Source organism: Acidithiobacillus sp. IBUN Pt1247-S3, assembly GCF_041146875.1.
In the GTDB taxonomy this organism is placed as follows: Bacteria; Pseudomonadota; Gammaproteobacteria; order Acidithiobacillales; family Acidithiobacillaceae; genus Igneacidithiobacillus.
Genome location: NZ_JBFRXP010000002.1, coordinates 171107 through 194557, shown reverse-complemented (window position 1 = coordinate 194557; position 23451 = coordinate 171107). Strand labels below are relative to the sequence as shown.

Below are 23451 nucleotides of genomic sequence, written 5' to 3'. Positions count from 1 at the left end.
TCTAGACATCTACCAGCCACTAAACAGGCTCGCGCCTACCAGTCACCAGCAAACACCTACATAATGCTTAGGGCCTAAACCCCACACATCTCCACTCGGTTGGTAAAGAGCAAAACAACATACTGCATGTTGGTAGCGGGGGTAGGATTTGAACCTACGACCTTCGGGTTATGAGCCCGACGAGCTGCCTGGCTGCTCCACCCCGCACCGGGTCTTACATCTTAGCGTGAATCAGATTGGAAAGCAATGTATCAGCTATTCTTCGTCGTTTTCACTCTCACCGCTCAGCGGCGAGGAGCGAACTATACCCAGCTCGCTCCCCCATTGCAAGCACTTTATTTGGGGCCAGCCGATCCCTGGTGCGCCGGTGGTGGAGTCGCTTGATTTGCATCATCTCCGTAGGGGGCGAAGGCATAGGACTGCGCTGGTAGCGCAGTCACTACCTGCTCCAGACTGGGCGCAGACACGTCAATGCCGGTAGGTACAGTATTGGGTTTTTGCACGAGGTTGATGACGCGCTGCCAGTTCACCACTACCGAGGTGGCCATGCCTCTTTGATACTGGACGATGGCATTGACGGCACGTTGTTGCGGCGAGAGCTCACTCTTGTAGGCCTCGATAGGCGCAAAGGCCTGCAAGTAGAGATGGCCGTCTCCGTCACTCCCTACTAGGTAGGGTTCGTCGATGCTGCGCACCGGCGTGCCCACTTTCACCATCGAGAAGAGTTGGACCTCGTTTTCCGGATACACATGGAAGCAGCCATGGCTGACGCGCATGCCCACGCCCCAGGGCTTGTTGGTGCCATGGATAAAGATCTGTGACCATCCCGTCTCCAACGCCAGCTCGCCCATTGGGTTGTCTGGCCCTGGAGCGAAGTAAGCAGGAATGGGTTCGCCTGCCTTGGCGTGCTCTTCCTGAATATTTTTAGGCACTGTCCAACTGGGGTTTTTGACCTTGGCGATAATGCGCGTGCTACCCAACGGATCCGGCCATTTCGGACGGAAAATACCGATGGGATAGGTATAGACCACCTTTTTGCCCGCAGGGAAGTAGTACAGACGGCGCGCAGGAATGTCGATGACAATGCCCTGCCACGGCGGCGGCGGGAGGATATAGCGAGTTGGCACAACGACGCGTGTACCCGTGCCCGGTAGCCAAGGATCAACGCCAGGGTTGGCCTCGCGGATTTCGTTGTAGCCCACGTCATAGTGACGCGCGATATCCAGCAAGGTGTCTTGTTGCCGAGCGATGACTACCTGCAGCTGCCCGACCATGTTGGTACCCGCTACTGGCAGCGGAAACTCTGCCGCCTGCGCCGCAGTGTCCGCCAGTAGCGCGACTGTTATGGCCGCAGCGATTCCCAGCAATCTCTTACAATAAAACTTCATTTGCTCCCTCTACACCGATCAGATCAATCAAAAAATGGGTGCCCGTTCGCTCCGCGCTGGGGATGAGCAACAACCACTCTCGCCCTCGCGCGGTCCAGACATCGGCAATGATCCCAGACAATGTATGATCATCGCTCAGATGAAGCGCCACCGGGCGACGGCGCATGGCAGCCAGCTCCAGCTCGCTGTGCAATGCACAGGAAATGGGGACATAGGGATCATTCGCCACGGACTTCCAGAAATTCTTCGCCACGCAAGTACGGGCGCAAGGCAAGAGGGACGTAAATGCGCCCATCGGCCTGCTGATGGTTTTCGAGCAAGGCGACCAGGGTACGGCCCACTGCCAGGGCGGAGCCGTTCAGGGTATGGACCAGCTGTGGCTTGCCATCACTGTCGCGGTAGCGCAGTTGCAGACGCCGTGCCTGGAAGCTCTCGGTATTGCTACAAGAACTGATTTCGCGATAGCAATTCTGACTTGGCAACCATACCTCCAGGTCGTAGGTCTTTGCTGCCGAAAAACCCATGTCGCCGGCACAGAGCAGCATCACGCGATAGGGAAGCTCTAACAGCTGCAAGACCTTTTCGGCATGGGCAGTGAGCTCTTCGAGCGCCGCGGCTGATTCTTCTGGACGTACGATCTGCACGATCTCGACCTTATCAAATTGATGCTGGCGGATCATGCCCCGTGTATCGCGCCCGGCAGAGCCTGCCTCCCGACGAAAACAGGGCGTGTAGGCGCAGTATTTTTGTGGCAGGTCGGTAATGATCTCATCGCGCAGCAGGTTGGTGAGCGGGACTTCGGCGGTGGGGATCAGGTAAAAATCGTCGTTGCGCAAGGCGAAGAGGTCTTCCTCAAACTTAGGCAACTGGCCGGTGCCCAACAAGGATTGCGGGTTAGCGAGGTAGGGCGGTGCGATTTCCTCATAACCGTGCTCTTGGGTATGGAGGTCGAGCATGAATTGCGCCAACGCTCGCTCCAAACGAGCACCCGCTCCACGCAGGACAACGAAACGCGCGCCAGCGAGTTTGGCACCCGCCGCAAAATCAAGAATACCGAGTTCTGCGCCTACATCGACATGGTCTTTTACCGAGAAGTCGAAGTTCGGAATCTCTCCCCAACTACGCAGACAGACATTACCGCTTTCATCCGCGCCATCGGGTACGTCTGCCTGGGGCAGATTGGGGATGCCGCGCACCCAATCTTCCCACTGGGTCAGGACAACACTCAGCTCGCTCTCTCGTTCGCTGACGGCGACGGCGACCTCTGCAGCCCGTGCTTGCTCAGTTTGGGTATCCCGCCCATCTCGGCGCGCCACACCAATGGCCTTGGAGAGGATGTTGCGCTCGTTGCGCAGGCTCTCAAGATCGACCTGTAAGGTTTTACGCTGCTGATCGAGAGACTGCAATGCCTCCACACCCAGAACGAAGCCACGCCGGGCAAGTCCGGCAGCAACATCAGCCGTTTGGGTGCGTAGTAAATTCGGGTCGAGCATATTTCAGTCTCCAGAGGTTTTTCGATGGGCAGCAATCCAGTCCAGGCGCTCGCCCATGGTTTTCTCAAATCCCCGTTCTGTGGGGGTGTACCAGTTGGCCTTCGCCATTCCCTGCGGCAGATACAGCTGGCTGGGCGCAATGGCGTCGGGAAAGGCGTGATCGTATTGGTATTCCTTGCCGTAATCCAGTTCTCGCAAAAGCTTAGTGGGGGCATTGCGCAAATGCAGGGGTACGGGATGACTCTTTTCCCGTCGTATCTGAGCGCGCACATTGTTCCAGGCAAGTTCGATGCGGTTGCTCTTGGGCGCACTGGCCAGATATACCGCCGCCTCGGCCAGGGCCAACTCGCCTTCGGGACTACCAAGAAAGGCATAGGCATCGCGGGCGGCAATGGCGATGCTGAGGGCACGTGGGTCGGCCAGGCCGACATCTTCGCTGGCCATACGCACCATTCGGCGCGCTAGATACAATGGATCGGCTCCGCCATCAAGCATACGCGCGAGCCAGTAGAGGGCGGCGTCAGCATCGGAGCCACGCAGGGATTTGTGAAAGGCCGAGATCTGATCATAGAACTGCTCTCCGTTGCGGTCGAACTGTCGCCAATTCTGGCCAATCGCGCGCTGCACCTGCTCTTCGGCAATCTCGCCACGATCCTGGGTGCCGTCGGCGGCCAGCTCGAGAATGCCGAGCAGGCGTCGGGCGTCACCGTCAGCTGCATCAATCAGTAGCGATCGAGCATCGGGCGCAAGACTCAGACTATGCGTACCCAAACCATTTTCGCTATCCCGCAATGCGCGGTCGAGAATTTCTTGCAACGCGGTGGATTCCAGGGGCTGGAGGACATGCACACGCGCCCGGGACAACAGGGCCGAGACCAAAGCAAAGCTCGGGTTTTCGGTCGTCGCACCGATCAGGGTGAAGATGCCCTCTTCTACATAGGGCAACAAGGCATCCTGCTGCGCCCGATTAAAGCGATGGATCTCGTCCACAAAAAGGGCCGTTGCGAGTCCGATCTCCCGGGCCTGCCGCGCCTTCTCGGCAACCGCGCGCAGCTCTTTGACGCCACTTTCGACGGCCGAAAGGGTGACGAAGTCGACTGTAGATTGTGTTGCCAGGAGACGGGCGAGGGTCGTTTTGCCAGACCCTGGCGGACCCCAAAGGATGATGGATGGAATCGGGGCGCCGTCGAGCACTGTTCGCAGGCTGCCGTGCTCGCCCAAAAGCTGCGGCTGACCGACGAACTCTGCGAGGCTGGACGGCCGCATGCGTGCGGCCAGCGGACGTCGATCAGGCATTCAGGACATTCAGAAACTACGGGCCAAAGCCACACCAAGGGTGAAGGCACTGGCCTTATAGCTCCCGCCAGGCACGGTACTGGAAGAATCTGGAATGGCAAATGGCGCACCGCCAGCAGTTCCAGAGAGGGCATAACTGGCACCAATGTCGTAGTGCCACGGCCCGAGACCAATCCCCAAACCGAAAGATGCCAAATTGGATGCCGTGGCCGGCGTTGCCAACTGGATGGCTTGGGCACCTGCGGGGCTGTCTTCGTGGGCAATACCACCGCGAATTTCCAGATCCTGACTCAGGTGATAACTCAATCCAACGCGATAGGCTAAGGCTGACTTCCAGCCCAGATTACCGTAATACGGCAATTGTGTGTTTGCCCAATTCGTCCAATCGACATCAAGCTCGGTGGCAAAGGAAGGCGTCCAGCGATAGCGAAAACCGGCCTGTAACTTGCTCGGCAGTTCGATCTTGCCGCCTCCGGCGCTGAGACTGGCCGGAGAAATATAGCTGAGTCCGACATTGTAGACCTCGGTGCTGTAAAGCAAGCCAATGCGTCCGCCTACGCCACCGCCATCAGCAGAAATATTGCCAAATCGCCCGCCGATGCTCTGATAATAATCCAGCCCTACGGCAACACTGAGGTCGGGGAGGACGAGATAGGCAATGCTGGGATTGATATCGATGACACGCACTTGATTTTGCAAGTAGGGACTACCGGAATACAGAGAATCCGCAGCCCAATCGCTGCGTAAGAGGTAAGGCGAGGTAACGCCGATGCCAACCGCGAGGGGCATACTGTTGAAGCGATGCGTGTAATACAGATCGGCAAGAATGCTGGTATTGGTCGCTGCTCCGCTGCTGCCAGCGGCGCCGGAGTAGCTGATTGATGGACGTTGCGCCAAGATTTCGATGGCTGCTCGATTACCGGAAAAAAACGCCATACCCGCAGGGTTGTAGGAGTAGTCACTAATAGGTTGCCCATCGGCCACCACGGCACCAGCTTCGGATAAAGCAGCGGCCCCCGTTGGCACAGCAAAGGAATTGGCAGAAGCGAGACTGACGCCGGCGAATTCAATCAGCGTGCTTAGGGCAAAAAAAACCAGGGTCTTACGCATGACTACTCCAGTCTAGGGATTTTTGAGAACGTCTACCCCGGCTGGCGGAGTAAAGTGAAAAGTTTTATTGGGAATGGGGACATTCACGCGAACGTGCTCGAAATGCAGCACGGTTTCCTGCTGAAAGGCATCTTGCATGAGCATTTCGCGCAACTGACCAGAGTTATCAAAGCCCATCTGTATGGATGTAAAGCCCTGACTCTGCCCCTTCTTGGGTTTGAGCAGAACCCATTGCAAGCCATTTTTATCCGGCAGAGCACTGATTTGAAAACCCTCAGGCAACACATTGCGCCCGGCAATGAGTGCCGCAGGCGTGCTGCCCAGGACTTTACCCAGAGGTTGTACGGTAACTTGCTGCAAGGCAGGTTCGTAGAGCCAGACCTGTTGGCCATCAGAGACAATCATCTGGCCATTCTTACCCGTGTAATTCCAACGAAAGCGACCAGGGCGTGCGATCCAGAGCTGTCCGCTGGCTTTCTGTTCGACTACGCCACCATGATTGAGCACTTCCTGCTGAAAATCGGCGGTAACCGTTTTACTGGACTGGAAGAATTTTTCCAGAAGCGCGCTCGGGTCGGCGGCCAGTACCGGCAAATTCGCGCCCAGGACTAGACAGATCGCCAGAAAGGCGGAAACGCTACGGCGCACGCGATCAGTCTCGCGGCGGGGCAGCAGCATATACTTCTCGACTACCATTGCTTTGTAGAGGACCAACGATGCCTACCCTCTCCATTTCCTCGATCATTCGAGCAGCTCGATTATAACCGACTTTCAGCTGGCGCTGCACATAGGAGATGCTGGCCTTGCGGCTACTGGTGACAATGGCGACGGCCTGATCATAAAGAGGGTCGCTCTCTGCACCACTATCCCCGCCGTCACCTATGCCGCCATCCTCAGCAGAGCTGGAGAGAATATCTTCATCGTATTCTGGCGCACCCAACTGACGCAGACTCTCGACCACGCGGTGCACCTCATCGTCACTAACGTAGGCACCATGTACGCGCAAGGGGTAGCCACTGCCCGGCGGCAGGTAGAGCATATCCCCCTGACCGAGCAGGGTTTCCGCACCCATTTGATCGAGAATGGTGCGGGAATCGATACGCGAAGATACCTGGAAGGCAATGCGCGTGGGGATATTGGCCTTGATCAGGCCAGTGATTACGTCGACCGACGGGCGCTGGGTGGCCATGATCAGATGCAAACCGGCCGCCCGCGCCTTCTGCGCCAAGCGGGTAATCAGCGTTTCCACTTGCTTGCCAACAACCATCATCAAGTCGGCAAATTCATCAATAACGACGACGATGGCCGGCAGGGGCCGCAAAGCAATCGGCTCGTCGTTGAAGTCTTTGTCCGGCCCCGGCAGCGTCTCACCGCGCGCGTCCGCCTCGCGCAGTTTCTGATTGTAGCCCGCGAGATTGCGCACGCCAGCATGGGCCATCCACTTATAACGGCGTTCCATCTCGGCAACACACCAACGCAAGGCATTGGCCGCCTCTTGCATATCGGTGACCACGGGCGCCAGGAGATGGGGGATACCCTCATAGACCGAAAGCTCGAGCATTTTGGGATCGACCAGGATCATGCGCACTTCTTGCGCTGTAGCCTTGTACAAAATGCTCAAAATCATGGCATTGACGCCAACGGACTTGCCAGCGCCAGTAGTCCCCGCGACTAGAAGATGGGGCATGCGCGCCAGATCAGCAACGATTGGCTGACCACTAATGTCCTGTCCCAATGCCAGGGTCAACAGGCTTTTGCTGTGGGAGAATGCCGAACTGCCGAGGATCTCGGACAAGCGCACGACACGTCGTTTGGGATTAGGGACCTCGATACCCATGGTGGCCTTACCGGGGATCGCCTCGACCACACGAACCCGAGCAGTGAGCACACGCGCCAGATCCTTGCTCAGGCCTGCGACCTGACTCACTTTTACTCCGGCTGCGGGTTCGATCTCATAACGCGTAATGACCGGGCCCGGATGCGCATCGACCACTTGGGCGCTGACACCAAAATCGGCAAATTTTTCTTCCAGGAAGCGGGAACGTGCCACCAGTTCTTCCGCGGAAGGGACCAGGGCCGGATCATCTGCGTCGGCTGCATCCAGCAGAGCCAATTCGGGCAAGCCATCAGCGCGTGGGGGGCCAACGGGAGCCGGCAAAGGTAATTGTTCTGTACCCATCTTCGCAGCCTTCGGGCGCAACAGCGAGGCCTGCTTGGGCGTCGACACCGGGCGTTCTAGTTCCGTTGTCTTGGGAGCTGTTGGCAGATTCGCAGTATTAGTTGCAGTTGGCGCCACCGATGTTGTTGCCGAATTACGCTGTCGGCGTGGTAAGCGCAAAGAAAAATGAGGGAATTTGGGCCTACTGAAATGCGGTATCTTTGGCGCTTGAATATAGCTTAGCCACTGTGCGGGACTGGACCGGGTGAGGAGCGCGACACTGACCAGGGCGGCCGCGAAAAATAGCAAGCCTGCGCCAACCGAACCGATCACCGGGGCGAGCAGGGCGGACAGACCAAAACCCACAATCCCTCCGGGGCTTTGGCCCTTGATTGGCCACCAAGCCAACGGCCAAAGCAAGGCCAAAAGCACGCTAAAGCTCGGGAAAAACAGTATCCCGCCGAGGATCCGTAGGCGCGGCAAAGGGCGCTGCCGATGCAAGCGTTGCAACCAGCTCCAGCAGAAGGCCACGAGGGCAAAGGGCAGCAGCCACGCCGCAATACCCAGAATTTGTACCAGAAAAGCTGCCAGCTCGGCGCCCGTTTCGCCGCCCCAATTGCGCGTAGGCTCTCCTCGACCGCTGTTGAACCAGCTCGGGTCCAGGGGATGGAAGCTGATCAGGGAGATGGCCACAAAAAGGCTGAAGAGAAAAAGAACGAAGAGCAGGAGCTCCCTACGCCAGGGATAATTGCTCTTGTTCGGCTTACCCACCCGCGCCGAACCATTCAATGCTGCTGCGCCACGTGCTTTCGACATGCTCGCAAGCTATCCGACGTTCCCCTTTTTTGTCAAGGTATTGCGGAGACTTTTGCAGAAAGACTCTACAATATCAAGACAGATCCATGACGGAAACGAGGTACGGCGCGGTGACAAGACGCGCCCCAGCCTCCCTGCCGTGGCGCGTGGAGGAATGCTACACTTGCGGCATCTTAACTGGACAGGAGCAGTCATGGCAGACGATAGCAAACACGCCCGCCTACTCATTCTCGGTTCCGGCCCCGCCGGTTACACAGCTGCCATCTATGCGGCCCGAGCCAACTTACAGCCGGTACTCATCCAAGGAATGGAGCCAGGTGGTCAATTGATGACAACTACCGATGTCGACAACTGGCCGGGTGCTGCTGAGGGCATTCTTGGTCCTGAGCTGATGACGGAGTTGGAGAAACAGGCTCGTCGTTTTGACACCGAGATCATTTTTGATCATATCCACGAGGCCAAGCTAGGTGAACGCCCCTTTCGTCTGCGCGGCGATCAGGCCAGTTATACCTGTGACGCATTGATCATTGCTACCGGGGCTTCGGCCAAGTATCTGGGCCTCAATAGCGAAGAGAAATATCGCGGCAAGGGGGTTTCCGCTTGCGCCACTTGCGATGGTTTTTTCTACCGGAATCAGGACGTGGCAGTCGTCGGCGGCGGCAACACCGCAGTTGAGGAAGCCTTGTATTTGAGCAACATTGCCAAGTCGGTCACCGTCATTCACCGGCGCGACAAATTCCGGGCGGAAAAGATCTTACAAGACAAGCTCTTTGCCAAGGAAAACGTCAAGGTTATCTGGAATCATCAAGTGGCAGAAATGCTGGGAGACGCCAGTGGGCTGACCGGACTGCGACTGCGCTCGATGGAGAATGACAGTACCCAGGAGATTGTCGTGACCGGCGCCTTCATCGCCATCGGTCATCAGCCAAACACGCAACTGTTTCAGGGACAGCTGACGATGGACGAGACGGGCTACTTAATCACCAAGGGTGGGCGCGAGGGATTCTCTACCATGACCAGCGTTGCCGGCGTATTTGGCGCTGGCGATGTGCAGGATCATGTGTATCGGCAGGCGGTGACCAGCGCTGGCACCGGCTGCATGGCCGCCCTGGATGCGGAGCGCTGGCTGGAGCAAGCCAGCGCCTGATGCGTGCCACGACGCTCGCCTCGGAAGAGGGCAAGAGCTAAGCTCGAACCTCTTCTTGCAGATACGGAACGGGCAGAGTTTCGCGCGGCGCTGAATGACGTTCAGCCGCTCGCCGCTCCCCCTCTTCCACCGCGCGCGCCAGCGCCAGCACCCGAAGCGCGCCACGCGACAGCAGATGAGCTTGCGGTATTGGCAGATCTAGCACGTGGCAGCAAAGAAGAAAGCGATTGGTGGACGGGGGATGAGTGGGTGTATTTGCGCCCAGGCCTTCCAGAACGTCTGCTTCGTGACCTACGTCGGGGAAAAATGCGGATTCAGGCCGACCTTGATCTACATGGTCTACGGGTAGACGAGGCACGTTTGGCAGTTGCCGAATTCCTTGCCGAGGCGCGCCGCCACCGCTGGACTTGCGTGCGCGTCGTGCATGGTAAAGGGCACGGTTCACCTGGGCAGGTACCCGTGCTCAAACACTTGGTAGGTCACTGGCTACAGCGCCATCGCGAGGTGCTGGCCTTTATTCAAGCATGCCCGACTGAGGGCGGCTCAGGGGCATTGCGGGTCTTGCTCGGCGACCTGCGCCGCTAGCCTGGCGCCCTCTTACCGGGCCTGGGTGAGGGGTAACTCCTCAATACGATCCAATCCTGCGAGTGAAGCCAAAATCGGGCAACCGTCTACAGAGCCATGCCCGGGGCAGCGCTCACTAACGCTCTGCAGAGCCGTGCGCATCCGCTGTAAATCAGCGATCTTTTCCTCGATATCGACAATCTTACCCTCGGCAATCTCTTTCACCGCAGCCATGTCATTTTCTGGATGACTACTGATGTCCAGCAACTCCTTGACCTCAGCAAGGGAGAAGCCCAAATTCTGCGCCCTACGGATGAAACGCAAACGCGACTCCGCTTCACCATCATACAAGCGGTAGTTGGATTGTGTCCGCTGTATCGGCCGAATCAGCCCAATTCTTTCGTAATAGCGCAGGGTCTCTGCTGCCAGCCCAGCCTCGCGCGCCAAACGCCCAATGGTCACGTGGTTTTTCATAACTCCCTTCCTAGTATTCTACTATGCAATCTGATAGTAGTTTATCGTAAAGTATGTACTTGTCTGGAACAAGAGCCGCAGATCATTTTTCGGTCTGCACCCTGATAGCTTCCAGGAGCACCGTGGCATAGGAACCTTGCGACAGAAAGAATTTGAGGAGCACTTCACCTACCTGCGGAAAGTGAACCTGCAGATCCTCTGGGCGACAACGCAAGGCGCGGCGGGCAGCATCCAAACCTTGGGCAGCAAGGGAGTCTGCCCAGGCTACTCCGTTGCCAGGGGAACCTTCCGTGCCCGGCCAGGCCGCGAGCACTGCGGCTTCCAGTTCGCCTACCCGGCCTTTGCTCTGGCTATCGCCTTTGCCCGACAGTGGGCCGGTGGGGTGCAGGTCCCAGGTGTCGGCACGCGCCTGTAACTCGGCCAACTCCTCGGCGTTGGCCAGAAACTGGCTATGCGTCCCAGCCAACTGGACGATCTCGCCGGGCAGAATACAGTTCCAGTTCTCCTGGCGTACTCGCTCGGCAAGAACCAGATTGAAGAGCGCGGCGCGCGCCGTCGACCAGAACAAAGCACGCAGATGATGCGGGATGCGGCCGCGCCGCGGTCCCGCCAACATCTTTCCCGCCGCTGACAGATTATCGCGGCCAAAGCGTTGTACGCCAAAATAATTGGGAAAGCCCTGGCGGGCAAGAATCGCGAGGGCACTTTCCCAGTGGCTACTGTCTGCGGTCGATTGCAGATGAATAGCAAAACGGTTGCCACGATGCACGCCACGGCGCAATTTACGACGATGCCGGGAGACTTCGAGGATCCGTACCCCAGCAAAATCCAGAGTCGACCAATCTGGCTCCGGGCGCCCGGCAACCGGGAGCGTAAACGCCTGGCGGGTCGTGGCGTGGTAGTCCTTGAGCCCGGCATAGCCAACATCGCGTGCCGGAACGCCCGTAAATCGCGCCAGGAGACGGGCGACTTCCTCCGTATTGCGCTGGGTCTTCTCGACCCAAAGCCAAGCGTGGTCCCCTTCCCCATCGGCAGTGAAGGGGAGGACTTCCTCCACCAAAAAGCTACTGGGCGTGGAATGAAAGGTAGCCGCCGGATAGTCAATCCCCAGTGCCGGATACCGCCGTTCGGGGATCTCAGCCATGCTGCACGAGACAAACGGCTTGAGCGGCGATGCCCTCGCCCCGACCGGTGAAGCCCAACTGCTCCGTTGTGGTCGCCTTGACGCTCAGGGCAGCAATGGGAATCTGCAAATCAGCGGCGAGATTCTCGCACATCTGCGGGATATACGGTGCCAGTTTTGGTCGCTGACAGATCAGGGTCGAATCGACATTACTGACACGATAACCCTCTTGCGCGAGCAAAGCGGCGCAATGACGAAGTAGCACGCGCGAATCAGCACCGGCAAAACGCGGGTCGGTATCGGGAAAATGTTTGCCAATATCGCCTAGGGCCAGCGCGCCGAGCAAGGCATCGCAGATGGCGTGGATGAGGACATCAGCGTCGGAATGCCCCGCCAGGCCCAGCTCGTACGGTATCCGCACGCCACCAAGAATCAGGGGACGGTCAGCCACCAGTGCATGTACATCGAAGCCTTGCCCAATTCGCATCTCCATAATTTTCCTTTACTCTTCACGGGCCGCGAGAATGGCCGCAGCCAGGGGTAAATCCTCGGGATAGGTGATCTTGAGATTGTCTGCGTGCCCCTGCACCAGGAGAGGACGCCAGCCGCGTCGTTCCATGGCCGAGGCCTCATCGGTTACCGCCGCGCCCTGCTGCTGCGCATCATCGAGGGCCTCCAGCAGCGCACCGATGGGAAAGGCCTGGGGCGTAAGGGCGCGCCAAAGCGTGCTGCGCTCGACAGTGGCCACGGCATGCTCGCCCTCGGCGCGTTTTAGGGTATCGGCTACGGGCAAGGCCAGCAGGGCACCCTGGGGCGCTCTCGGCAAAACATCCAGGAGGGCATGCAGGTCGGCGCGCTGCAGACAGGGGCGAGCAGCATCGTGTACCAGCACCCAGTCATAAGGCAAAGCACCTTGTTCGAGTAAGGCGCGCAAACCCAACCGCACGGAGTCTTGCCGTTCGGCCCCGCCCACTACCGGCGGCAGGAAGGTCTGATTCTGTGGCCCGAGCAGCTCACGCCAAGCCCCGCTGGCCAGATCAGCACCAGGTAGCACGAGTTGCACGCCGCGAATACTCGATTCCGTCAAAAAAGTGTGCAATGCATGCGCCAGCACCGGCCGACCCAGTAATTGCAGATATTGTTTGGCAACGGCCCCGCCAAATCGCTGGCCCCGCCCACCGGCGGGAATCAAGGCCCAGACTTGTTCCATGCTCTCTCTCCTGGCTGCCGTCAGAGCATACCTGAGTAGCCCCGACTTTTGCAGTTTTTGTTGCTGCTGCATAGACTGTCGCCTTGCCTTGTTGAGGATGTCATATTTTGCTGATGGATTGGCTCGGGTCACTGGTCCCTCAACCCGGAAATACCGAAACCTTACCCCCGACTCCAGGTGCCGCCCAGGCCTTGTTGGCGGCGTCCCTGCAACGCCAGTGGCAACGTCCGCTGTTGCTGATTGTCGGCGTCAGCCGCACGATTGAAGAATGGCAGAGGGAATGGACATTCTTCGCGCCGGAATTACCCGCGCCTCTCATTTTCCCTGATCGTGAGGTTCTAGCCTACGATCGCATGAATCCACCGGCAGAGATCAGCACCGCACGATTGGCAACGCTGGCCGCCATGCCGCAGTGGCGCGGACTCATTATTGCTCCTGCCAGCGCGGTTTTGCAGCGTCTACCGCCACCCGGTCATCTCGATCGTCATGCGCTGTGGCTCCACCTAGGCGCGCGCTTACAGCTCGAAGAGTTCCGCCAGCGCGCCATCGACGCTGGTTACCAGAGCGTGAGTGAGGTGTCGGAAGCGGGGGAGATCGCCTGGCGTGGCGGGATTATCGATATCTTTCCCAGTGGCAGCCTCGTGCCCTATCGGATCGAACTCTTCGGCGACGAAATCGACAGCATCCGTGCTTTCGATCCGGAAACCCAAAGGAGTCTGGAAAAAGTAGAGCGAGTGGAGCTTTTGCCAGCACGGGAGGTCCCGGTCGCCAATGAGGATCTACAACGCTTTCGCGCGAACTTTCGCGCCCGCTTCAGTGGCGATCCGCAACAGGCAGAGGTCTACCGTGCAGCAAGTCGCAATAGCATTCCAGCGGGTGCCGAGCAGTATCTGCCACTGTTTTACGAACAGTGCGGAGATATCGGCGATTACCTGCCCAAAGACACCATCGTATTGCAGGAAGCCGACCTCGCGGGCGCTGTGCAACGCCTGCGTCTGGACTGGCAGGAGCGCTATGACGAGCGCTGTAGTGATCGCTCGCATCCCATTCTGCGTCCCGACGAGCTGATACTGAGCGAAGAATTGTGGCAGGAGCGCCTTACTGCTTACCCAAACTATCATCTCAGCAGCCAAAACCGGGGCGAAACCCAAGGTTTCCTGACACCTCCCGCCTTGCAAGGGAACAGTGAAAACCCCCTGCACGGCCTTGAGCGTTTTTTGCAAGAGCTCTCGGGCAGCGCACGGGTTGTCCTCGCAGCGGAATCCGCCGGGCGCGCCGAGGCCCTGGGGGAACATCTGCAACGACTCGGCTTTGCTGCCCAACGCGTTCACAACTGGCCCGAATTTAGCGCGGGAGACTTCGCTCTGGGACTGGTGGTTGCGCCACTGGAACGCGGTCTACTGCACAGCCAGCGCGGGCGCATCGATCTGGCGCTGATTTCCGAAGCGCAAATCTTTGGCGATCGGGTCTTTGCCCAGCGCCGTGGCGGACGCGCACGGCAGCGGAGCATGGAAAACCTGCTACGCGATCTGGGCGAACTACAGCCGGGCGACGTAGTGGTCCATGAAGACTACGGAGTTGGCAGATTTCTCGCGCTGGACACGCCTTTCGCCGCACAGGGGGATGTCAACGAATACATGAGCATTGCCTATGCTGGTGATGCCAAGGTCTATGTTCCGGTGGAACAACTGGACCGCGTCAGCCGCTTTGTGGGCAATAGTGAGGAGGTCGAGCTTTCACGTCTGGGAAATGCGCGCTGGAGCAAGGCCAAGACCAAAGCTCGGCAAAAGGCCATCGATGCCGCCAGCGAACTGCTGGACATCTATGCACGCCGCGCCACCCAGTCCGGGCGCGGCTTTCTCGCACCGGACGATCGCTATTGGGATTTTGTTTCGCGTTTTCCTTTTGAAGAAACTCCCGATCAGCAGGCGGCCATCGACGCAGTCCTGGACGACCTGCAGCGTCTGCACCCCATGGATCGCCTGGTCTGCGGCGATGTCGGTTTTGGCAAGACCGAGGTAGCCCTGCGCGCTGCGTTTCTGGTGGCCAACAGTGGCGCCCAAGTTGTCGTGCTGGTGCCCACCACCCTCCTCGCTCAGCAGCATTTTGAGAATTTTCGCGACCGCTTTGCTGGCCTACCCATTCGCGTTGCGGTGCTTTCCCGTTTCCAAAAGGGTAAAGAGCGCAGCGCCATCGTCGAGGATACCGCAGCGGGCAAAATCCAGATCCTCATCGGCACTCACCGTCTCCTACAGGGCGACGTGAAATTTGCTGACCTGGGACTGTTGATTCTTGACGAGGAACACCGCTTTGGCGTGCGCCACAAGGAAAAAATCAAATCCTTGCGCAGTGAAGTAGACGTACTTACCCTCACTGCCACGCCTATCCCGCGCACCTTGAACCTTTCCCTGGCGGGGTTGCGCGACCTGTCGCTGATCGCCACGCCGCCGCAACGCCGGCAACCAGTGCGCACTTTCGTGCAGGAATTCTCTGAAGACACCATTCGCGAGGCCTGTCAGCGCGAGCTACATCGCGGCGGCCAGATCTATTATCTGCACAATGAGGTCAAGGACATCGAGCGCAGCGCCAAGCTGCTGCAACGCCTGCTGCCAGAGGCGCGCATTCGTATTGCCCACGGACAGATGCCGGAGGCAGAGCTGGAAGCCGTAATGCTGGATTTCTACCACCAGCGATTTGACCTCCTGCTCTGCACCACCATTGTCGAGTCCGGCATCGACAACCCGCACGCCAATACCATGCTCATCGACCGTGCCGACCGCTTTGGTCTGGCGCAGTTGCATCAGCTGCGCGGCCGCGTTGGACGTGGCCATCAACGCGCCTACTGCTATCTCTTTACACCCGAACCGCGCGCCATGACCGACGACGCCAAACGCCGACTAGACGCCATCCAGTCTCTGGAAGAGCTGGGCGTCGGCTTTGCCCTGGCCAGTCACGATCTCGAAATTCGTGGTGCCGGCGAGCTCCTGGGAGATTCCCAGAGCGGACATATGGATGAAGTGGGCTTCACCCTGTTCATGGAATGGTTGAATGATGCGGTAGCTGCCATCCGCGCCGGCAAGGATCCGCAGAGCTTGGCGGAGAAACAGGCGCAGGGGCCACAGATCCATCTCAACACCCCGGCACTGATTCCCTCCGACTACCTACCCGACGTGCAATTGCGTCTGCAACTCTACAAGCGTCTGGCAAACCTGCGCAAAATCGAGGGGATTGGCGAGATTCTGGTGGAAATGGTGGATCGCTTTGGTCCCGTACCCGATGCCGTCAAGACCCTGCTCTGCCAGACGCAACTGCGCATCGTGGCAGCAGAGTTGGGCATCGCAGGCATTGATGCCGGTCCACAGGGGGCACGCCTGACCCTGAGTGCACAACATCGGCTGCCTGTCGATCGTTTGATTCAAAAAATCCAGAAAGAATCGCAGACCTTTCAGCTCGAAGGCCAGGATCGCCTGCGCATACGCCGCGACCTACCCGATGGCCAGAAACGCTGCGAGACCCTCCTCACCCTCATCGAAGATCTCAGCGCCGCCACGCCCTAGGAGTCATCATGCCCGCCACCCGTCTTGCCATCCTCAGCCCTGCCCCGCAGGGGCGTATGCTTCTGCCTGCCAGCATGGCGCAGATCGTTGCCGGCGAGATCGAACAACGCGAGATTGCAGGTACCTGGCTGCAAAGCTGGCGCCTGCCAGCGGATTTTGCGAGCCTGCAACCCTTCCTCGAGGAACTGGCGCGCCAGGGTCTGGCGCAGAAACGAGAGGTCCTTTGGGGGCCGGCGATGGCGGCGGAAGAGTCGTTGCGCCTGGTGTTGCGTGGTACCCTCAATCCCGCTGTGCTGCGCCGCGCCCTGACTAACCTGCAATTACGCACCTTTCTGCCTGGGCGGGTCTTGCTCGCCCAGGGTAACGAGCTGGTCATCGAGATCTGGGGCGAGACCGCTGCGCTTCCCCTCGCCAATCACCAACTGGTAGAGGCGCTGGCAGAATTTCCCGTCGATGTCGCTTTGACCCCTAACTGGGCCGGTGGGCAATTTCGGCTACTGATCAGCGATATGGACTCCACCTTGATTGCTATCGAGTGCATCGACGAACTCGGTGCGCATCTGGGTTTGAAGAGCAAGATAGCCGCCATCACCGAGCGCTCTATGTCTGGCGAGCTGGACTTCCGCAGTTCCCTAAAGGAGCGGGTGCGCCTCCTCGCCGGCACGCCCGTGAGCGCCATTGATGCTGTCATCCGCGAGCGCCTGCAATTCAGTCCCGGTGCGCGAGATCTAATTGCCGCGGCGAAGCGCGCGGGGATGGAAACTGCCGTGGTATCGGGCGGTTTTACCCAGTTTACCCGCCACGTGCAGGAAGCACTGGATCTGGATTACGCCTTTGCCAACCAGCTCGACATTCGCGATGGCAAGATCACAGGCGAGGTCATCGGCGACATTGTCGATGCCGCAGCAAAGGCCGACATCCTCGACCTACTCGCCATTGCCGCCGGTACCGATGCGAGCCACTGCGTTGCCATTGGCGATGGCGCCAATGATCTGCCCATGTTGCGCAAGGCGGGTGTGGGGATCGCCTATCGCGCCAAAGCCGCCGTGCGTGCGCAGGCAAATTATCAAATCCGCCAGGGGGGCTTGGAAGTCGCTGCGAGCATTCTTGGCCTTGCTTGAGAGCCCATACAACACTTGCACAATAATTAGACTTAATCTAATATAGGAAAACATCAATGGTGATGGCCTAAGCAAGGACGAGCACATGAAACTCAGCAATATGGAAGGAAAAGCCGTACCCCAAGTCACCTTTCGCACCCGCGAAAACAATCAGTGGAAAGACGTCAGCACAAAAGAACTCTTTGCCGGTAAAACCGTTGTCGTCTTTTCCCTGCCCGGCGCTTTTACTCCCACCTGTTCTTCGAGCCATTTGCCGCGCTATAACGAATTGGCTCCGGTGCTACGCGAAAATGGTGTTGACAGCATTCTCTGTATTTCGGTGAATGACGCCTTCGTCATGGAGGCCTGGGCCAAGGAACTGGCAGTAGAAAATGTGCGGCTTATTCCCGACGGCAACGGCGAATTTACTGCGGGCATGGGCATGTTGGTGGACAAGGCCGACCTCGGCTTTGGTCGGCGCTCCTGGCGCTACTCGATGTTAGTGAAGGATGGTGTGGTCGAGAAGATGTTCATCGAACCGGACAAGCCTGGCGACCCCTTCGAGGTTTCGGATGCCGACACCATGCTGCGCTACATCAACCCCAACGCCCAAGACCCGGCATTCATCACCCTTTTCACCCGCGAAGGCTGCCCCCACTGCGCACGCGCCAAGGCCATGCTGCAGGAGCGCAACATGGCCTATGAGGAAGTCCACACCGGCATGGGCACGGGGGTTAGCTCGCGCACGGTGCGGGCTGTTTCTGGGCGTTCGACGGTGCCACAGGTCTTTATCGGTGGCAAGCACATCGGTGGCGCTGATGATCTTGCCAAGCACCTGGGCGCCAACTAAAGGCTCGTTACGGTGATAGCGGCAGCCCTGTGCTGCCGCCTGGAGAAGCCGCTATATGTCTATAAAACCAAGCTTTGATTTAATCGTCATCGGTGGCGGCAGCGGCGGTATCGCTACCGCCAACCGCGCCGCTTCCTACGGCGCTCGAGTGGCGCTAGTAGCCGAGGGACCGCTCGGCGGTACCTGCGTCAATGTGGGCTGTGTACCCAAAAAGCTCTTCTGGAATGCCGCCCATTTGGCAACAAGCCACGAGCTGACGCACGGCTATGGGCTTACTGGGGAAGCCTGGCAATTTGACTGGGCCCAGTTCAAAGAGCGACGCGATGCCTATATCCAAAGGCTCAACAGCCGCTATGCCGAAGGCCTGAACAACAACAAGGTAGAGCTTTTTCGCGGCCACGGTCGGCTGCAAGGCAAGGATCAGGTCAGCGTCGATAACACCACCCTGCTCAAAGCGCCAAAGATTTTGCTGGCCACTGGTGGCACTCCGATCTGGCCGGAAATCCCCGGTGCCGAGTTGGGCATCGACTCCGATGGTTTTTTTGCCCTCGAACAACAACCGCGCCGGGTAGCAGTGGTTGGTGCTGGGTATATTGCCGTCGAACTAGCCGGCGTATTCCGCGCGCTCGGCAGCGACGTATCACTGATAATGCGGCGCAACCATTTTCTCAATGGCTTTGAACCCATGCTCCGCGAGCATCTGATGGAGATTATGCAAGTCCAAGGCATCAATCTCCTGGCCCAGCGCCAGGTAACACAATTGCGCAGGGAAGATAGAGGATTTTGCCTGGATTTTGTGCAGGGCGATTGTCTTGGCGGCCTCGACGCTGTCGTTTGGGCTATTGGTCGTCGCCCCCTGACCCAGGATTTGGGGCTGGCAGAGGCGGGACTCCAAGTTGACAGCGACGGATATATTGCCGTCGACCCATACCAGAACACTGCGGTGGATGGCATCTATGCCGTAGGTGACATCACTCGCGCGCCGGCCCTGACCCCAGTAGCCATTGCCGCTGGCCGCCGCTTGGCCGACCGTATCTTCGGCGGGCAGAGCGAACGTCATCTGGACAGCAGCCTCACGCCGACGGTGATTTTTAGCCATCCGCCCATCGCAACCGTGGGCATGAGCGAAATCGAAGCGCGGGAACGCTACGGGGACGAGCAGATAAAATGTTACCAGCCCCGCTTCGTACCCTTGTTGCGCGCCTTCGCAACGGAGCCCGAGCGCACCGCCATGAAGCTGGTGACCGTCGGCCACGACGAACGCATCGTCGGCCTACACGCCATTGGCGACGGCGTGGATGAGATGTTACAGGGTTTTGCCGTTGCCATTCGCATGGGGGCGCGCAAACAGGATTTTGACGACACTATCGCTATCCACCCCACGAGTAGCGAAGAGTTTGTGACGATGCGTTGAGTTTAGCCCTGAACTGCAGTCTTTCTGCGCGCCTGCGGCGCCTGATGCAAGGCCTTGAGGGCCTCGGGTCCGACCGCCATACCACAATCACAAGGCGGGCAATCTGCCAGCAGCGGCACCGTGGCAGCAAGGACCGAACGGACGCGCTCCATGCCCTCATGCATTACCGCGTCGATACCTTCCATAGTGATCGGCTCGGCGGACTTGCCCGCCGCCGGATTCACTACCAGCGACAGGGGTGCGTAGCACAGGCCAATCTCGCGTGCCAACACGGCTTCCGGGCAGCCAGTCATGCCAACAAGATCGCCGCCATCGCGTTCAATGCGGCGGATTTCTGCTGCCGTCTCCAGACGCGGTCCTTGTGTGGCGGCATAGGTACCGCCGTCGTGCAGGGCCACTCCCGCCGTCTTTGCCCCCTGCAAAAGACGTTGCCGGACGTTAACGCAATAGGGCTCGGAAAAGTCGATGTGAATCACCTGCTGCGCATCGCCACCCTCAAAGAAGGTGCTCGGCCGACCGTGGGTGTAATCGATGAGCTGGTCCGGCGCGACCAGGAGACCGGACTGCATTGTCTTCGTCACTCCGCCCACCGCAGTGACCGCGACCACATGGCTGACACCAACGTGATGCAAGGCCCAGATATTGGCGCGGTAGTTGACCCGATGCGGGGGGATCGTATGGCCATAGCCGTGACGAGCAAGGAAGATCACCTCTCGCCCATTCAGCACACCAAAGGTAAGAGGCCCGGACGCCTCGCCGAAAGGAGTGCGAATGACACGGCGATGACGAATCTCCAGATTTTTCAACTTGGTTAGGCCACTACCACCAATGATGCCAACACTACCCATGGGCGTCTTCCTCTAACAGAGCAAATATTCCCGGCGCATTGCGCCCAAGGCCACGGGCATCAAGGCCAAAGCCAAAGACGAAACGATCTGGCACATCCAAACCAATATAGTCGACGGGCACTTCCTGCTGGCGCTCACGATCCTTGCGCACCATTACTGCCATACGCACTGCCGTCGCTCCTTGCGAAAAACAATAGTCCCGCAAAGCCAACAGAGTCACCCCCTCATCGAGGATATCATCAACGATGAGTACTGTGGCATCAAGCAAATTCTCGCGCGGCGTCAAGCGCCATAACAAATCCCCACCGCGGGTCTTGTCGCCATAGCGGCTCACCTGTACACAATCGAGGTGCAGAGGAAAATGCAGAAGAGGAAGTAACTGCCCGACGACAACAATGGCACCCGACAGTACGGACAGCACAACGACAGGGCGGTGCGGTACCAGTGGTTCGAGATCCGCATTAATAGCAACGGCCATCCGCTGGATGGCCGCTTGCACCGCCTCCGCGCTGAACAACTGTTCAGCGGGTCCCAGATGGGTCGGCGTCATGACGTCAACTTAATACGTAAAGGTAACGACATCGTCGTCCATGGCCTGTTCGATGACATAGGCGCCACCGACCACGTCCGACACCTCGGGGATAAGGTCTTCCTTCGTACAATCCCACAACTCCAGGGTCGGGGTGCAAACGAAGAACTTCACGCCAGCCTCGTGCGCATCCTTGATGAAATCGTGGACGCTCTTGGGGCTTCCCGGCATGACAAACATCTTGTCAGCCACACCCTTCTTGGCCAGTTCGCCAGCGCGGGCGGTGAGAACTACTTCCACCTCAAAGTCCATCGCCGCGGCAACCGTGGCCTGGAAGAAAGGTGCACCCAGTTCCTGTGGATTGGAAGGATCGGTGTTGACCATAACCATCAGCAATTTATCAGCCATTGTACTACTCCTTGACAGAAAACTGGCGCTATCTTAACGACGCTGGAAGCCCCTTGCACCATGATTTGATTGATTACCGCATAAAAAACTGCGCGCTTAGTCCTCGGACTGGTCGATTTCCGCTTCCAGTTGCCGCTCGCGCCGCGAACGCAGCATGATCTCGCGCTCTTCCGCCAAGGCCCGCTTCGCGACTTGAATAGCTTCCTGCAAATCCTGGCGCTTGGCATCCATCAACTCACCACCCGACGCAAGCAACTGCTGGGTTTTCTCCTGAATCTCGTCGATGAGCCGGGTAATACGCTCTTCCGCCAGAGTTTCCAGTTCTCGCAGTTGTTCCCTGCCGCGCTGCATACTGCGGCGCAGGTCGTCGCGCGTTTCCGCACCACTGGCCGGGGCCAACAGAACACCGGCCGCTGCTCCAACCAATAAGCCCATCACAAAACCTGCTGCTGAGTTTTTCATCTGTACCCTCCAAACGTTGCTGAAATGGGGAGCGTCATCGACGGCGCGCAAAGTAGCGCCATCCCGCACGCACGGCCCGCGCCCACAGTCCAAGTTCCTGAATAGGAACGGTGAGTGTATCGACACTGGCACGCAGCTCCCGATCAATATAACGCAGGGTCGACTCGACGCGTTCCATCTGCTTGCCACCACCACGCACGATCTTTTGCAACTCGACGAGCATCACTTTGACGTCGAAAAGCAATGGCGCAAAATCCTGCTCCATTCGCGCAAGCACCCTCTCCAGTCGCAGGAAGGTGCGTACGATGACCCCCGCGACCACCGCAAAAATTAATAGCCCGATGATCGCTGCGATCGCAATGATGGTAAGTGACGCGTTGATACCCATAGATTGCGTTATCCCAAAATTCCTATACTCACTATAAACGGATCAGGGAGGAGGCGCAAAACCGCCGGCTCCGTGAAAAAAGCTCCAAAGCAAACAAATGGCAAGGAGAATAGCGGCAACGCTGAGTACAAATACCGCTGCTGCACCGAGGTCCTTGGCATAACCAATGAGCGGATCCACCTCTGGATTGACGCGATCAGCCAGAGTTTCAATTGCCGTATTGAGCAGCTCGGCTGCGAGAATTGCCGCCATGAGCAGAATGAGCATGGCCCACCACAGAACTGGCGCGCGGGTAACTAACAGCAGGGCGACGCCCAAAACACTGGCACCAATCTCCGTACGAAAGCTGGCCTCCCCGCGCAGGGCACGCGCCAAACCAGCGAGCGCATAGCGTCCACGCTGCCAGAGAGGTACATTTTTCTTCACCAGCCACCCGCCTCACGCAGAGAAAGCGGCTCACCATCACCGATGATGAAGTGATCCAGCAAGCGCAGATCAAAAAGGCGCAAGGCCTCCTCCAAGCGGCGGGTGAGCTGGAGGTCGGCAACACTGGGTTCGGCGACCCCCGAAGGATGATTGTGCGCGACGATCAGAGCGGCAGCATTGAGTTCTAGGGCGCGCTTGGCGACCTCGCGAATGTGCACGCTGGCGCTATCGATCGTACCCTGAAACATCTCCTCAAAGCGCAGGACGCGATGTCGCTGATCGAGAAATAGTACGGCGAAGACCTCCCGTGCGCGATCGCGCAGGCTGGAGCGCAAGTACTCCGCTACCCGGCTTGGCGATTCGAGGGCCTCGCCCCGCTTCCAGCTTTCGGCCAGGTGCCGCCGTGCCATCTCCACAACTGCCTGCAACTGCGCAAACTTGGCGTTGCCGAGTCCGTGCTCGGCACAAAAGGCCTCTCGCTGTGCAGTCAGCAAACCGCGCAGGCCGCCGAAACGCTGCAAGAGGTCCCGCGCGAGCTCGACGGCGCTTTTGCCGCGCACACCAACCCGCAAAAAGATCGCCAACAATTCCGCATCGGAAAGACTCTCCGCCCCTTTTGCCAACAAACGCTCCCGCGGACGCTCGTCCGCAGGCCAATCGGTGATAGCCATACGCTCCCTCTTTTTCGTA

At 58.6% G+C, this 23451-nt stretch carries 25 protein-coding genes and 1 tRNA gene; 6 read left to right on the top strand and 20 right to left on the bottom strand.

Translation table 11 applies throughout. The annotated features are described in order from the left end of the window. Positions 1-130: 130 nt before the first annotated feature. The 8 genes from AB4090_RS02920 to AB4090_RS02885 all read right to left on the bottom strand — a co-directional run bounded on the left by AB4090_RS02920 (position 131) and on the right by AB4090_RS02885 (position 8261). A tRNA-Met gene (locus AB4090_RS02920) sits at positions 131-207 on the bottom strand. 128 nt (positions 208-335) lie between these two features. Continuing rightward, positions 336-1388, bottom strand: coding sequence for a L,D-transpeptidase family protein (locus tag AB4090_RS02915; protein ID WP_369572357.1), 1053 nt, complete (start codon positions 1386-1388; stop codon positions 336-338). After that, on the bottom strand, positions 1372-1617 hold the full coding sequence (locus AB4090_RS02910) for a Rho-binding antiterminator (protein ID WP_369572356.1): 246 nt from the start codon (positions 1615-1617) through the stop codon (positions 1372-1374). The genes AB4090_RS02915 and AB4090_RS02910 overlap by 17 nt, the downstream gene beginning before the upstream one ends. After that, on the bottom strand, positions 1607-2881 hold the full coding sequence (gene serS, locus AB4090_RS02905; RefSeq protein ID WP_369572355.1) for a serine--tRNA ligase: 1275 nt from the start codon (positions 2879-2881) through the stop codon (positions 1607-1609). The genes AB4090_RS02910 and serS overlap by 11 nt, the downstream gene beginning before the upstream one ends. Positions 2882-2884: 3 nt before the next feature. Then, a complete protein-coding gene (locus AB4090_RS02900) occupies positions 2885-4177 on the bottom strand; it encodes a replication-associated recombination protein A (protein ID WP_369572354.1) in 1293 nt (430 codons plus the stop codon). A 9-nt stretch (positions 4178-4186) separates the two neighbouring features. Beyond that, positions 4187-5287: an OmpP1/FadL family transporter gene (locus AB4090_RS02895; RefSeq protein WP_369572353.1), complete on the bottom strand. Its 1101-nt coding sequence runs from the start codon at positions 5285-5287 to the stop codon at positions 4187-4189. Positions 5288-5299: 12 nt separating this feature from the next. Further along, complete coding sequence (gene lolA / locus AB4090_RS02890) at positions 5300-5965, bottom strand: outer membrane lipoprotein chaperone LolA (protein WP_369572352.1); 666 nt, start codon at positions 5963-5965, stop codon at positions 5300-5302. Beyond that, positions 5940-8261 (bottom strand): DNA translocase FtsK, encoded by a 2322-nt coding sequence (locus AB4090_RS02885; protein WP_369572351.1) that lies wholly within the window; start codon positions 8259-8261, stop codon positions 5940-5942. Before AB4090_RS02885 ends, lolA begins: the two co-directional genes overlap by 26 nt. Before the next feature lie 193 nt (positions 8262-8454). On the opposite strand from AB4090_RS02885, the gene trxB reads away from it, so the two are divergent. Continuing rightward, positions 8455-9408: a thioredoxin-disulfide reductase gene (gene trxB, locus AB4090_RS02880; RefSeq protein WP_369572350.1), complete on the top strand. Its 954-nt coding sequence runs from the start codon at positions 8455-8457 to the stop codon at positions 9406-9408. Between the two features lie 37 nt (positions 9409-9445). On the opposite strand, the gene AB4090_RS02875 is transcribed toward trxB, so the two are convergent. Next, the gene (locus tag AB4090_RS02875; protein ID WP_369572349.1) at positions 9446-9613 is read right to left on the bottom strand and encodes a hypothetical protein; all 168 of its coding nucleotides are present in this window, start codon (positions 9611-9613) and stop codon (positions 9446-9448) included. Here AB4090_RS02875 and AB4090_RS02870 point away from each other — a divergent pair. Beyond that, positions 9598-9993, top strand: a complete 396-nt coding sequence (locus AB4090_RS02870) for a Smr/MutS family protein (RefSeq protein WP_369572348.1) — start codon at positions 9598-9600, stop codon at positions 9991-9993. The two genes, AB4090_RS02875 and AB4090_RS02870, sit on opposite strands and share 16 nt — an antisense overlap. Positions 9994-10005: 12 nt before the next feature. Here the strand turns inward: AB4090_RS02870 and AB4090_RS02865 are convergent, their stop codons facing one another. From AB4090_RS02865 to ispD, 4 genes are all read right to left on the bottom strand, one after another. Continuing rightward, positions 10006-10446: a heavy metal-responsive transcriptional regulator gene (locus AB4090_RS02865; protein WP_369572347.1), complete on the bottom strand. Its 441-nt coding sequence runs from the start codon at positions 10444-10446 to the stop codon at positions 10006-10008. Positions 10447-10528: 82 nt separating this feature from the next. After that, positions 10529-11590 carry a tRNA pseudouridine(13) synthase TruD gene (truD, locus tag AB4090_RS02860; protein ID WP_369572346.1) on the bottom strand — a complete coding sequence of 354 codons (1062 nt, stop codon included), beginning with the start codon at positions 11588-11590 and terminating at the stop codon, positions 10529-10531. Beyond that, the gene (ispF, locus tag AB4090_RS02855; protein WP_369572345.1) at positions 11583-12062 is read right to left on the bottom strand and encodes a 2-C-methyl-D-erythritol 2,4-cyclodiphosphate synthase; all 480 of its coding nucleotides are present in this window, start codon (positions 12060-12062) and stop codon (positions 11583-11585) included. Before ispF ends, truD begins: the two co-directional genes overlap by 8 nt. Positions 12063-12071: 9 nt before the next feature. Then, positions 12072-12779 (bottom strand): 2-C-methyl-D-erythritol 4-phosphate cytidylyltransferase, encoded by a 708-nt coding sequence (gene ispD, locus AB4090_RS02850; RefSeq protein ID WP_369572344.1) that lies wholly within the window; start codon positions 12777-12779, stop codon positions 12072-12074. Positions 12780-12892: 113 nt separating this feature from the next. On the opposite strand from ispD, the gene mfd reads away from it, so the two are divergent. The 4 genes from mfd (at position 12893) to gorA (ending at position 19700) form a co-directional block, all read left to right on the top strand. After that, the gene (gene mfd / locus AB4090_RS02845) at positions 12893-16336 is read left to right on the top strand and encodes a transcription-repair coupling factor (protein WP_369572343.1); all 3444 of its coding nucleotides are present in this window, start codon (positions 12893-12895) and stop codon (positions 16334-16336) included. An 8-nt stretch (positions 16337-16344) separates the two neighbouring features. Then, positions 16345-17457 (top strand): phosphoserine phosphatase SerB, encoded by a 1113-nt coding sequence (gene serB, locus AB4090_RS02840; RefSeq protein ID WP_369572342.1) that lies wholly within the window; start codon positions 16345-16347, stop codon positions 17455-17457. An 85-nt stretch (positions 17458-17542) separates the two neighbouring features. Continuing rightward, positions 17543-18286, top strand: coding sequence for a glutathione peroxidase (locus AB4090_RS02835; RefSeq protein ID WP_369572341.1), 744 nt, complete (start codon positions 17543-17545; stop codon positions 18284-18286). Between the two features lie 55 nt (positions 18287-18341). Continuing rightward, complete coding sequence (gorA, locus tag AB4090_RS02830) at positions 18342-19700, top strand: glutathione-disulfide reductase (protein WP_369572340.1); 1359 nt, start codon at positions 18342-18344, stop codon at positions 19698-19700. A gap of 2 nt (positions 19701-19702) precedes the next feature. Here gorA and AB4090_RS02825 read toward each other — a convergent pair whose 3' ends face one another. From AB4090_RS02825 to radC, 7 genes are all read right to left on the bottom strand, one after another. Further along, positions 19703-20548, bottom strand: a complete 846-nt coding sequence (locus AB4090_RS02825) for an S-methyl-5'-thioinosine phosphorylase (protein ID WP_369572339.1) — start codon at positions 20546-20548, stop codon at positions 19703-19705. After that, positions 20541-21098, bottom strand: a complete 558-nt coding sequence (locus AB4090_RS02820; protein ID WP_369572338.1) for a hypoxanthine-guanine phosphoribosyltransferase — start codon at positions 21096-21098, stop codon at positions 20541-20543. Before AB4090_RS02820 ends, AB4090_RS02825 begins: the two co-directional genes overlap by 8 nt. Before the next feature lie 9 nt (positions 21099-21107). Further along, a complete protein-coding gene (locus AB4090_RS02815; RefSeq protein WP_369572337.1) occupies positions 21108-21485 on the bottom strand; it encodes a DsrE/DsrF/DrsH-like family protein in 378 nt (125 codons plus the stop codon). Between the two features lie 96 nt (positions 21486-21581). After that, positions 21582-21947 carry a YtxH domain-containing protein gene (locus tag AB4090_RS02810; protein ID WP_369572336.1) on the bottom strand — a complete coding sequence of 122 codons (366 nt, stop codon included), beginning with the start codon at positions 21945-21947 and terminating at the stop codon, positions 21582-21584. A 34-nt stretch (positions 21948-21981) separates the two neighbouring features. Continuing rightward, positions 21982-22335 (bottom strand): hypothetical protein, encoded by a 354-nt coding sequence (locus tag AB4090_RS02805; RefSeq protein WP_369572335.1) that lies wholly within the window; start codon positions 22333-22335, stop codon positions 21982-21984. 42 nt (positions 22336-22377) lie between these two features. Next, positions 22378-22761, bottom strand: a complete 384-nt coding sequence (locus AB4090_RS02800) for a diacylglycerol kinase (RefSeq protein ID WP_369572334.1) — start codon at positions 22759-22761, stop codon at positions 22378-22380. Next, the gene (gene radC, locus AB4090_RS02795) at positions 22758-23432 is read right to left on the bottom strand and encodes a DNA repair protein RadC (protein WP_369572333.1); all 675 of its coding nucleotides are present in this window, start codon (positions 23430-23432) and stop codon (positions 22758-22760) included. The genes AB4090_RS02800 and radC overlap by 4 nt, the downstream gene beginning before the upstream one ends. Between the last annotated feature and the right edge of the window lie 19 nt (positions 23433-23451).

Excerpts from the sequence above, each read along its gene's own strand:
- AB4090_RS02915 (WP_369572357.1), bottom strand. The coding sequence starts at position 1,388 with ATGAAGTTTTATTGTAAGAGATTGCTGGGAATCGCTGCGGCCATAACA.
- serS (WP_369572355.1), bottom strand. The coding sequence starts at position 2,881 with ATGCTCGACCCGAATTTACTACGCACCCAAACGGCTGATGTTGCTGCC.
- AB4090_RS02900 (WP_369572354.1), bottom strand. The coding sequence starts at position 4,177 with ATGCCTGATCGACGTCCGCTGGCCGCACGCATGCGGCCGTCCAGCCTC.
- AB4090_RS02895 (WP_369572353.1), bottom strand. The coding sequence starts at position 5,287 with ATGCGTAAGACCCTGGTTTTTTTTGCCCTAAGCACGCTGATTGAATTC.
- lolA (WP_369572352.1), bottom strand. The coding sequence starts at position 5,965 with ATGCTGCTGCCCCGCCGCGAGACTGATCGCGTGCGCCGTAGCGTTTCC.
- AB4090_RS02885 (WP_369572351.1), bottom strand. The coding sequence starts at position 8,261 with ATGTCGAAAGCACGTGGCGCAGCAGCATTGAATGGTTCGGCGCGGGTG.
- trxB (WP_369572350.1), top strand. The coding sequence starts at position 8,455 with ATGGCAGACGATAGCAAACACGCCCGCCTACTCATTCTCGGTTCCGGC.
- AB4090_RS02865 (WP_369572347.1), bottom strand. The coding sequence starts at position 10,446 with ATGAAAAACCACGTGACCATTGGGCGTTTGGCGCGCGAGGCTGGGCTG.
- truD (WP_369572346.1), bottom strand. The coding sequence starts at position 11,590 with ATGGCTGAGATCCCCGAACGGCGGTATCCGGCACTGGGGATTGACTAT.
- ispF (WP_369572345.1), bottom strand. The coding sequence starts at position 12,062 with ATGGAGATGCGAATTGGGCAAGGCTTCGATGTACATGCACTGGTGGCT.
- ispD (WP_369572344.1), bottom strand. The coding sequence starts at position 12,779 with ATGGAACAAGTCTGGGCCTTGATTCCCGCCGGTGGGCGGGGCCAGCGA.
- mfd (WP_369572343.1), top strand. The coding sequence starts at position 12,893 with ATGGATTGGCTCGGGTCACTGGTCCCTCAACCCGGAAATACCGAAACC.
- serB (WP_369572342.1), top strand. The coding sequence starts at position 16,345 with ATGCCCGCCACCCGTCTTGCCATCCTCAGCCCTGCCCCGCAGGGGCGT.
- AB4090_RS02835 (WP_369572341.1), top strand. The coding sequence starts at position 17,543 with ATGAAACTCAGCAATATGGAAGGAAAAGCCGTACCCCAAGTCACCTTT.
- gorA (WP_369572340.1), top strand. The coding sequence starts at position 18,342 with ATGTCTATAAAACCAAGCTTTGATTTAATCGTCATCGGTGGCGGCAGC.
- AB4090_RS02825 (WP_369572339.1), bottom strand. The coding sequence starts at position 20,548 with ATGGGTAGTGTTGGCATCATTGGTGGTAGTGGCCTAACCAAGTTGAAA.
- AB4090_RS02820 (WP_369572338.1), bottom strand. The coding sequence starts at position 21,098 with ATGACGCCGACCCATCTGGGACCCGCTGAACAGTTGTTCAGCGCGGAG.
- AB4090_RS02815 (WP_369572337.1), bottom strand. The coding sequence starts at position 21,485 with ATGGCTGATAAATTGCTGATGGTTATGGTCAACACCGATCCTTCCAAT.
- AB4090_RS02810 (WP_369572336.1), bottom strand. The coding sequence starts at position 21,947 with ATGAAAAACTCAGCAGCAGGTTTTGTGATGGGCTTATTGGTTGGAGCA.
- AB4090_RS02805 (WP_369572335.1), bottom strand. The coding sequence starts at position 22,335 with ATGGGTATCAACGCGTCACTTACCATCATTGCGATCGCAGCGATCATC.
- radC (WP_369572333.1), bottom strand. The coding sequence starts at position 23,432 with ATGGCTATCACCGATTGGCCTGCGGACGAGCGTCCGCGGGAGCGTTTG.